Annotated in this window: 5 protein-coding genes; 4 read left to right on the forward strand and 1 reads right to left on the reverse strand. The window is 59.0% G+C overall.

Annotated features, from left to right (window positions below; all coding sequences use genetic code 11):
* Positions 1-1,517: 1,517 nt before the first annotated feature.
* Positions 1,518-2,111 (reverse strand): hypothetical protein, encoded by a 594-nt coding sequence (locus GC165_20010; GenBank protein ID MBI1335156.1) that lies wholly within the window; start codon positions 2,109-2,111, stop codon positions 1,518-1,520.
* On the opposite strand from GC165_20010, the gene GC165_20015 reads away from it, so the two are divergent.
* The 4 genes from GC165_20015 (at position 2,088) to GC165_20030 (ending at position 9,993) form a co-directional block, all read left to right on the forward strand.
* Positions 2,088-3,398, forward strand: coding sequence for an AAA family ATPase (locus GC165_20015; protein MBI1335157.1), 1,311 nt, complete (start codon positions 2,088-2,090; stop codon positions 3,396-3,398). The genes GC165_20010 and GC165_20015 overlap by 24 nt on opposite strands.
* 644 nt (positions 3,399-4,042) lie before the next feature.
* Positions 4,043-5,545, forward strand: a complete 1,503-nt coding sequence (locus GC165_20020) for an ATP-grasp domain-containing protein (protein ID MBI1335158.1) — start codon at positions 4,043-4,045, stop codon at positions 5,543-5,545.
* Between the two features lie 33 nt (positions 5,546-5,578).
* Positions 5,579-8,530: a DUF1553 domain-containing protein gene (locus tag GC165_20025; protein ID MBI1335159.1), complete on the forward strand. Its 2,952-nt coding sequence runs from the start codon at positions 5,579-5,581 to the stop codon at positions 8,528-8,530.
* A 2-nt stretch (positions 8,531-8,532) separates the two neighbouring features.
* Positions 8,533-9,993: a DUF1501 domain-containing protein gene (locus GC165_20030; GenBank protein MBI1335160.1), complete on the forward strand. Its 1,461-nt coding sequence runs from the start codon at positions 8,533-8,535 to the stop codon at positions 9,991-9,993.
* Positions 9,994-10,958 lie beyond the last annotated feature (965 nt).

Genomic DNA, 10,958 nt, shown 5'->3' on the forward strand with positions numbered 1-10,958 from the left:
CTTACCAGACGGGAACGACCTCGGAGAGGTCGCAGACCTTAGCCCGGGGTGCTTGCACCCCGGGATTTATCCGAAAACAGTCAAAGTCCAAGGAGTCCCGAGCATCGGGACGACCCGGGCGAAGCCCTTCGTGGCGGGCGATCCCGATTCCGCTTTGCTCCATTTTCCTTCGGCGGGATCTTAGGAGTTCATTTCATTCACCGACTCCACATGAATCCTGCCCTTGTGGCAGGCTCCATTGCGGAACCCTCCCCAGGAAGGAGCGTAGTCATCCAGAAATCGAGGCCGGGTCGATACTTCGTTCGGCTACCGAAAGACTCCTCCCCACCGCTTCACTGCGTTCAGCGACTCCCCCCAGGGAGTAGCGTAGTTATTCAGAAATCGAGGTCGAGTCGCTGCCTCACCATACACTGACTTTTACAAAAAAGCGAATTGGTTTGAACATAATTCAAGCCTACTAGCCACGCTACTCCCCGGGGGGAGTCGCTGAGCCAAGACATGGCGAAGCGGTGGGGAGGAAGACAAGCCGCAAGCCGCAAGCCGCAAGCCGATAGCCTTCGTAAACGAGGCTATCCCTTGGCGAAGGGAAATGGAGCGTGGCGACATCGGGACGAGGGGGAGGACTCATTGACGAATGATCCACACTCTGAATCAAGTGCCTCTTACCAGACGGGAACGACCTCGGAGAGGTCGCAGACCTTAGCCCGGGGTGCTTGCACCCCGGGATTTATCCGAAAACAGTCAAAGTCCAAGGAGTCCCGAAAATCGGGACGACCCGGGCGAAGCCCTTCCTTTGACTCGTCTTCCTGGTGGGCGTGACGCACTCCAAATGGGCTGACCTCCCTCGCCTTCTGCCTTCTGCCTTCTGCTCTCTGTACTCTGAACCAAGTTCCCCCTAATGTCCAGGAACGATCCCGGAGGGATCGCAGATGGTAGCCAGGGTGTCGAAGCGAAGCGAAGACCCCTGGATAGACCCGCAAATGCAAAAGGTCCGAGGAGTCCCGAGCGTCGGGACGACCCCGCCATTATGGCGGCGACAAGAGGGTCATCCACCTCCGTAGGCAGTATTGGCTTTCTCGATCACTGGTAACTCCCAGCGACAGGGTCGCAGGGTCGTTACCAGTGCCACCCTGGCATGGGTTCTGTCGGTTAGTCGGCGAATTGCGTCTCATCCACCCCGTCGCTTCGCGACACCCCTCCAAGCTTTGGAGGGGAGATGGTTTTGGCCCAGTTTCGGTGCTCGAGCAACTCCCTTTTTAACCTCAGAACCTCTGACTACACATTCATACGTTTGCCCTAAGCCTCGGCCCTGAGGGTGTGATTCCGGGCTTTTCCGTTCAATGAACCACCCACGCGACGCCCACCCTCCCAGGGCGAGACAAGTCCTCGCCTCCGAAAGCGCGAGACAAGTCCACGCATCTTCTTACAGCCAACTTGGAGTCACCGACCAATTCGAACTCCTTAGGTTCCGACGGAGCAAAGCGACATCGGGACGGGGGACAGACGACAACCCCAACTCAAAACCAATAATTCTTCAGATCCCCGCCCATCTGCGCCACATACGAAATCTGCGCGTTGTGATAGTTCGCGTGGATCCCCGCGAACATCGCAAACGAATACATCGGCTGCTCGCCAAACCACGTCGGAATGTTCGCAAGCAGTTTCTCTTCGCTCGCACCAGAAACCACCTCGACGATCGCATCCATCGACGCGGCAAAGTCGGCCTCCAGCTGCTCGCGCGTATAGCCCTTCGGCGCCGCTGTCCACTGCCCGTCCTTCTCGCCCGCGCCGCGCGACTCGTCGGCTGGAAGCTGCTGAAGCATTCGACAGATTTCCTGATTTACGCTCACCACCTCGTAGCAAAAGTCGATGGGCTTTCGCGCACAGCCGTTCGGCTTGCTATTCAACTGCTCATCCGACAGCGACGAGAGGTCCTTCAAAAAGAACGATTTAAGCGTAGAAAGTTGGCCAACGGTGGCATCCTTGATCGGCGTAGACATGCTCCCAAATGTACCTCTCGAACACGTAAAAGCTGTGTTAGACTGAAACTCTGAGCCGCATTCGCTCAAGAATGACGGTTCGACAAGATGACAAAAAGCAAGGAAAAACATCCGGCCGCAGAAGTTATTGCCGCCGCACTCGCCACGCCCCAGGACGCGATCTACCCTACCGCCCACCGTCTCCTCAAATCGGCGTTCCCAGATAAACACATTCTTGAGACCACCAGTCACTCATTTGATCCATGGGTTGGCAATGAGCTATGGAAGGTCCTGGGCTACGGTGACCCTGACTTGGAAATCCAGTTTAACTATGAGTACAACATCAAGAGAGAATCAACTTATGTTGGCCTCTACAATGGATGGCTTGAGGTCGAATGGTCAGGGCATCACCTACAACTCCTCGCCCTTGGTGTCCAAGGCGATTACTGTCGAAGCATCCGCTGGTTCGTCATAGCGGACAGCTTGGAGGTTTCGGAAGGGTTCTTTATTGAAGTCTGCCGATTCAATTCAACCGTTAAAGGTGAGGTCTTGGTGTTTCAAGAAGGCCACTGGTACCCCGATAAGGAATTGTATGAGGCGATTCAGGGTTCGAGCCTCAACGACCTTGTACTCCACGGAAATCTAAGCGCCGAAATCGAAACCGACATCCGGATATTTCTTGAGCAAGAAGAATCCTATCGCAAGTATAAGATTCCTTGGAAGCGAGGAATGATCTTGCTCGGCCCTCCCGGCAACGGCAAAACGCACATGATCAAAGCGCTGGTCAATCGGTTCCAGCTTCCATGCCTTTACGTCAAAAGTTTTCACGGGCACCACGTTTCGACTCAACAATGCGTCGCAAATGCCTTCGCAAGAGCGCGGGCCAACTCGCCCTGTTTCTTAATTCTTGAAGATTTGGATACCTTGCTCGACGATGAAAACCGTTCTTTCTTCCTCAACGAGATGGATGGCTTTGCCTCGAACGACGGAATCATCGCCATCGCGAGTTGCAACTTCCCCGAAAAGCTTGATGCGGCTATTCTCGAACGGCCGAGCCGCTTTGATCGCAAATACCATTTCGAACTTCCCGAGTTCGAGGACCGCAAGCGATACTTAGGAGCATTTATGACGCGGTTCGATACGGACCTTCAATTGGATGCCGATGGTCTGGAAAAGGCAGCGGAAGCCACCCACGGCTACTCCTACGCGTACCTCAAGGAACTCTATGTTGCTTCAGCCGTTCGTTGGATTTCGACAGATCACGATCGATCGATTCTTGATGTCATTTTTGATCAGTCCGAATCTCTCCGCGAGCAAATGGCAACCGACTACAACAACCAGCCAGGAAAACCTACCGCAAGACGAGGACCGGCCTACCCAATGCCACCATACATGGGCAACGACGAAGACGACGACTAGAAGCACGCTGGTGGGTTGAAATAGGGGGCATAGGTAAGGGCTTGGACCGACAGGTCGGCTCTCGCCTATCCCCCGTCCCGATGTCGCTTTGCTCCCAACTTGCCTGCGCGGGATTTTGGGCTTCGCAAGGGCAAGGGAGATTGGGCGATTTGGAGTGTGTGACGCCCACCAGGAATGGGCTTCGCCTGGGTCGTCCCGATGCTCGGGACTCCTCGGACTTTGACTGTTTCTGGCTGTTCCGGGGGTCTGCGCTTCCTTTGGTCGCTCCGACCGCCCGGCTAAGGTCTGCGACCTCTCCGAGGTCGATACTTCGTTCGGCTACTGAATGACTCCTCCCCACCGCTTCACTGCGTTCAGCGACTCCCCCCGGGGAGTAGCGTAGTTACTAGGCTTGAATTAAGTTCATACCAATTCGCCATTTTGTAATAGTCCGAATCTGCAGGCCGAAAAGTTCACCGACTCGACCTCGGTTTCTGAATAACTACGCTACTCCCCGGGGGGAGTCGCTGAGCCAAGACATGGCGAAGCGGTGGGGAGGAAGACAAGCCGAAAGCCGAAAGCCGCAAACCATCCTAAAACGAGGCTATCCCTTGGCGAAGGGATCGTAGACACCAGCGACCAAGTATCATGAACGAGGTTCATCAATGGCGATCTCGAAGATACTTGTCGCAAATCGGGGCGAAATTGCCGTTCGAGTATTTCGAACGGCGAGAGCCCTCGGACTCAAAACCGTCGCCGTCTACTCCGATGCCGACGCCCACGCCATCCACCGAACCCTCGCCGACGAAGCCGTCCACATCGGCGACTCCACCCCCTCCGAAAGCTATCTCAACGCCGACAAAATCCTCGATGCCGCCCGCCAGACCGGCGCGGACGCCATCCACCCCGGCTACGGATTCCTGAGCGAGCGCGCCGAGTTCAGCGAGGCCTGCGCCCACGCCGGAATCGCCTTCATCGGCCCACCCGCCTCCGCCATGCGCCGCCTAGGCGCAAAGATCGACGCCAAACAGCTTGCCGTCGAAAACCAGGTCCCCATCACGCCCGGCTACTTCGTTCCCGGCGCGACCGGCGACCAACTGAAGCAAGCCGCCCAAGAGATCGGCTACCCGATCATGCTCAAGGCCTCGGCCGGTGGCGGCGGACGCGGAATGCGCATCGTTCGCAACCCCGCCGACTTCGACAGCGAGTACGCCATCGCCAAGGACGAAGCCCTCAAAGGCTTTGGCGACGACGCGATGATGGTCGAAAAACTCGTCGAAAATCCGCGCCACATCGAGGTCCAATTCATCGCCGATCAGCACGGCAAGGTCGCCTGCCTCTTCGAGCGCGAATGCTCTATCCAGCGCCGCCACCAAAAGCTCATCGAGGAAGCCCCGTCGCCGTTCCGCAAGATCAAAACCCTTTGGCCCGAGATGCGCGACGCCACCAAGCGCCTGATCCGCGCCTCCGGATACTACGGCGCGGGCACCGCCGAATTCATGGTCGATCCCCAAACCGGCGCGTTCTACTTCCTGGAGGTCAACGCACGCCTCCAGGTCGAGCACTGCGTCACCGAAGAGATCACCGGCCTCGACCTCGTCGCCCTCCAAATCGCAGTCGCCAACGGCCAGCCGCTGGGCATCTCGCCCGGCCTCATCGAGGGCGATCGACAGGCCATTTTCGGACACTCGATCGAAACCCGAATCGTCGCCGAGGACCCCGGCCAGGGCTTCCTGCCGTCCATTGGCAAAATCGTCGGCTGGGCCGAGCCCCGAAGCCCCGGAATCCGGTTCGACACCGGCTTTGGCCGCGGAAGCGAGGTCTCCCGCTTCTACGATTCCATGATCGCCAAGGTCATTGCCCACGGCGCAACCCGCGAAGGGGCCCGCCGCCGCCTCATCACCGCCCTCAACGACTTCCACGTCCTCGGCGTCAAAACCAACGTCGCCTACCTCATCGACGTCCTCCAGAGCCAAGGCTTTACCGAAGGCGAGATCGATACCGGCTACCTCGGCCGCGAGTTTTCCGAGTGGCGACCCGCCGAGGTTCCGCCCGAACTGGGGTGCCTTGCCCAGGCCGCCCAAAGCCCCGCCGCCACCGGACAACCCGGCAAAAAAACCTATTCTGTCTGGGATCTAACCGACAATTGGCGCAATGCACGCGCCTGAATGATGTAAAACCAAACTAAACTAGGCTTACTTATGCGGTCAGCGTCGATAGGCATTGGGGTAGGCATTCTCACGGTTGGACTCGTCGTCCCCGCCCTCCCCCAAGGTAATACGAAGAAGGAAACGAAGGTAGTTTCGTACGCAAACGATGTTGCGCCGATCCTGAAATCGTACTGCTATTCGTGCCATTCTGGCGCGGAACCCGCCGCCGACCTCAACCTCGCCAAAACCGATTTCACCAAGTCCGACGTGATCAAGCTCGGCGACCCCGAGCACTCCACGCTCATCCGGCGAATGAAAGGCCTCGACGGCCTCCCCTCCATGCCCAAGGGCTTCAAACCGCTCGAAGCCGCCAAAATCCAAGTCATCGCGGACTGGATCAAGCAGGGTGCGAAGGTTGACAAAACCCTTGAAAAGCACTGGTCCTATCTCGCTCCGGTCATGCCGGAAATCCCCCAAAGCAAGACCAAATGGGGCGTCAACGCCATCGACGCCTTCACGCTGGAAAAGATGACCGAGCAGAAGCTGAAGCCTTCGCCGGAAGCCTCGAAGGAAATGCTCTGCCGCCGGGTCTATCTCGACCTCATCGGCCTCCCGCCCACCGTCGCCGAAGTCGACGCCTACCTCAGCGACAAGTCGCCCAACGCCTACGAAAAGCTGGTCGATAAGCTCCTCGCCTCCAAGCACTTCGGCGAGCGCCAAGCCCGCGGTTGGCTGGATATCGCCCGCTACGCCGACACCAACGGTTACGAGGCCGACCGCATCCGCAACGCCTACCTCTACCGCGATTGGGTCATCGATGCGTTCAACCAAAACATGCCGTACGACCGCTTCACGGTCGAGCAGTTGGCGGGCGATATGCTCCCCAACGCCACCATCGACGACAAGGTCGCGACCGGATTCAACCGCAATTCGATGTTCAACGAGGAGGGCGGCGTAGACCCTGCCGAATCGTTCTACAACGTCGTCATCGACCGTGTGACCACCACCTCGACCACGTGGCTGGGCACCACCATGCAGTGCTCCCGGTGCCACGACCACAAGTTCGACCCCTTCACCCAAAAGGACTTTTACAAGCTCTACGCCATCTTCTCCAACGTCCAATACCGCCGCGACGGCGACTACTCCAAGTCGTTTTCCGAGCACTGGATCGAGCCGGAGATGCGCGTCATGCAGCCTCAAGAGAAGGCCAAATACGACGTCGCCAAGGCTGAGCTCGCCACCCTCGAAAAGCAGCGCGCGCAGATCATGGCCGACAACGCGGACGACTACGCGCAGTGGTCCAAAGCCGCCGTCCAACCGGTCCCGTTCGTCACGCCCAAGGTCGAGTCCGTCGTCAGCGACGCCGGTTCATCGCCCACCGTCGCCGAAGACCAACTCATCGAAGTTGGCGGAAAAAATCCCGACAACGACCAGTACCAAATCACGCTCGATTTGCCTAAAGGCGACCTCAACGGTCTTTGCGTCCGAACCATTCCCGCCAAAGGCAAGCCCCAGGGCCGCGCCTCTAGCGAGAACTTCGTCCTCACCGATATCGGCCTCACCGTCGATGGCCAAAAGGTCCGTTTTGCCCAAGCCAAAGCCGACTTCGTCCAGGATGGTTACAACGTTCGCAAGCTCCTCAACGGAGATCGCGCTTCGGGTTGGGCCGTCGCCCCGAACTACGCCGACGATCACTGCCTCGTGGTCCAGTTCGAAAAGCCCATCGCCGGAAACAAAGCCGTCCTCACCCTCGGCTTCCACTCCAAATGGAAGAACCACAACATCGCCCGGTTCCGCGTCGGCGTCACCCCGTCGAAGTATCCGCTTCTCGACACGATGAAGGTCACCGACCAGAATCGAACCGACGCCTACATCGCCACCAGCCCGGTCGGCTATGTGCTGGATGAAAAGATCGAGGACGTGAAGAACAAGATGGGCATCTTGGAGTCCGAATCGCCCGTCGCCCTGGTGATGGAAGAAAAGCCGACCAACGGCAAGATCATGGCTCCCGTCCACCACCGAGGCGAATTCCTTTCCCCCGGCGATCCGGTCGAAGCGGGAACCCCCGCCGTCCTGCCCAAGCCGGACGGCGACGCCAACATGAACCGTCTGGAGTTCGCCAAATGGCTGGTCAACGGCAAAAATCCGCTCACCGCCCGCGTGGAAGTCAACCGGATTTGGGAGCAGTACTTCGGGCGTGGCATCGTCGAAACCCTCGACGACTTCGGTACCCAGGGCTCGCCCCCAACTAACCAAAAGCTGCTCGATTACCTCGCCGTCAAGTTCGTCCAGTCCGGCTGGGACATGAAGGCCATCCACAAGATGATCGTCATGAGCGCCACCTATCGCCAGTCGAGCGCCGCCACCGCCGACGCGATGGACAAGGATCCGACCAACGTCTACCTCTCCCACGGTCCGCGCTTCCGCATGGAAGCCGAGATGATTCGCGACTCGGCGCTGACCATCTCCGGCCTGCTGAATGCCAAGGTCGGCGGCCCCAGCGTCATGCCCTACCAGCCGCCCGGAATTTGGGATTCGCCCTACAACGGTGAGCAATGGATGGAGTCGAGCGGCGACGACCGCTACCGACGCGGCATCTACGTCTTCACCAAACGCACCGCGATGTATCCGACCTTCGCCACCTTCGATTCCGGCACCCGCGAGTCGTGCATGGTCCGCCGAATCCGCACCAATAGCCCCCTCCAGGCCCTCGCCCTCCTCAACGACAAGGCTTACCTGGAAGCCGCGAAGGCCCTCGGCCAAGAGATGCTGGCCAAAGGTTCGCTGACCAAAGGCATCACGTTCGGCTTCCGCGCCGCCACCAGTCGCCGCCCAACCACGCAAGAGATCGCCGTGCTCGAAAAGGCGTTCAACCAGTTCGAGAGCCAGTACACCAAAGACCCCGCTCAAGCTAAGAAGCTGGGCAAGGACGTCAACGAGGCCGCTTGGACCATGGTCGGAAACATTCTTCTCAACCTCGACGAAACCATCACCAAGGAATAGCCATGACCGAACAAGAACTCCTCCAGCAAATCACCCGCCGAACGCTGTTCAAAAAGGTCGGTTACGGTCTTGGCAACGTCGCGCTTGCGTCTCTGCTGGCCGACCCCGCGCTCGGCTTCATGCTTCGCCAACAGCCGCAGGGCCGCCCCAACCCGCTCAGCCCCAAGAAGCCGATGTTCTCGGCCAAGGCGAAGTCGATCATCTACCTTTTCATGGCCGGCGCGCCGTCCCAACTCGACCTCTTCGAGCCCAAACCGGTCCTCAACAAGTACGACGGCGACGTGTGCCCCGAGGAGTACGTCAAGGGCGAGCGCTTCGCCTTCATCCGTGGCAAGCCCATGCTTCTCGGCTCGCCGTTCAAGTACCAGCAGTACGGCCAGGCGGGCCACTACATCAGCGAACTCCTGCCCCACCTCGGCACCATCGCCGACGACATTTCGATCATCCACTCGATGCACACCGAGCAGTTCAACCACGCCCCCGCGCAGTTGTTCATGAACACCGGTTTCCAGATTCCCGGCCACCCGTCGCTCGGCTCGTGGCTCACCTACGGTCTCGGCACCGAGAACGCCGATTTGCCCGGCTTCGTGGTCCTGCTCTCTGGCATTTCCAACCCCGACGGCGGCAAATCCTGCTACGGCTCCGGCTTTTTGCCCAGCGTGTACCAGGGCGTCGAATTCCGCTCGCAGGGCGAGCCCGTGCTGTTCGTCGATAACCCCGACGGCGTCACTTCGGAAGTGCGGCGCGACTCGCTCGATGCCATCCGCGACCTCAACGCCATGCGGAGCAAAGAGGTCCTCGACCCCGAAATCGAAACCCGCATCGCCCAGTACGAACTCGCGTATCGCATGCAGTCCAGCGTGCCCGAGTTGATGGACATCTCGAAGGAATCCGAAGCGACGAAGGAGATGTACGGCGTCGAGCCCGGCAAGAAGAGCTTTGCCAACAACTGCCTTTTGGCCCGTCGCCTGGTGGAGCGCGGCGTCCGATGCGTCCAGCTTTACCACCGCGGCTGGGACACCCACGGCGAGAGCGAGGGGAACGACATCAAGCACGGCCTGCCCAAGCTGTGCCAGCAGGTCGACCAAGCCGCCGCCGCCCTCGTCAAAGATCTCAAACAGCGCGGCCTCCTGGATGAAACCATCGTCGTTTGGGGTGGCGAATTTGGCCGAACGCCGATCAACGAACACCGGGGCGGCTCGCCCTATCCCGGCCGCGACCACCATCCCAAGGGCTATACGATGTGGGTCGCCGGTGGCGGCCTCAAAGCCGGCGTGAACTACGGGAAGACCGACGACATCGGCTATAACGTGGTCGAAAACGAAGTCTCGGTGCACGACCTCAACGCGACACTGTTGCACCAGATGGGCATCGACCATACCCGCCTGACGTACCACTATCAGGGCCGCGACTTCCGCCTGACGGACGTGTACGGCGACCCGATCACCGACCTTATTTCGTAGGTGGTCGCGAGGTCCCCTCCTGACTCGTGACAAGAGACGGGAGGGGAAAATCCGCTGGAAAGACTCATTCGAGGTCGGCCCATTTGGAGTGCGCGGACTTGTCCGCGCTTTCACTAGCGAGACTTGTCTCGCGGAATTGGAGTTGGGCGTCACGCCCGCCAAGAAGGCTTCGCCCGGGTCGTCCCGATGCTCGTGACTCCCTGGATTTTGACTGTTTTCGGATAAACCCCGGGGTGCAAGCACCGCGGGCTAAGGTCTGCGACCTCTCCGAGGTCGTTCCTGCTCGGGCTTTTCTTGATTCGGCCCTTAACCCAGCCCAACGGGCTGGGTTGAGTTGGAACGGGCCTTCAGCCCTACATTGGTCAGTGATTGTGGGACGGTGGATGAGGTGCGGGGTTTTGGCCGAGCATCAACTCCTGTCGAGCCTACTAGCCACGCTACTCCCTGGGGAGTAGCGTAGTAAATCGGAATTTTAAGTCGGGTCGATACTTTGTTCGGGTACCGAATGACTCCTCCCCACCGCTTCGCCTAAATTCGGCTCAGCGACTCCCCCCAGGGAGCGGCGTGGCTAATCGGAATTCGAAGGTTAGTCGGTGCTTCGTTCGGGTACCGAATGACTCCTCCCCACCGCTTCGCCTAAATTCGGCTCAGCGACTCCACATGAATCCTGCCCTTGTGGCAGGCTCCATTGCGGACCCTCCCCAGGGAGTAGCTTGGCTAGTAGGCTCGACATGAGTCGATGCCAAATCGCTTTTTCATTGTTAATGCCTGAATTTTGGAAGGCTGAATGGTGGCGTTGACTCGACCTCGGTTTCTGAATAACTACGCTACTCCACGGGGGGAGTCGTTGAGAGGCACGAAGTGTCTCGAAACGGTGGGGAGGAAGACTAGCCGAAAGCCTTTCGTAAAACGAGGCTATCCTTTGGCGAAGGGAAATGGAGCGTGGTGACATCGGGAGGTGGGGA

The sequence above is a fragment of the Armatimonadota bacterium genome (assembly GCA_016125185.1).
Classification (GTDB): Bacteria; Armatimonadota; Fimbriimonadia; order Fimbriimonadales; family Fimbriimonadaceae; genus Fimbriimonas.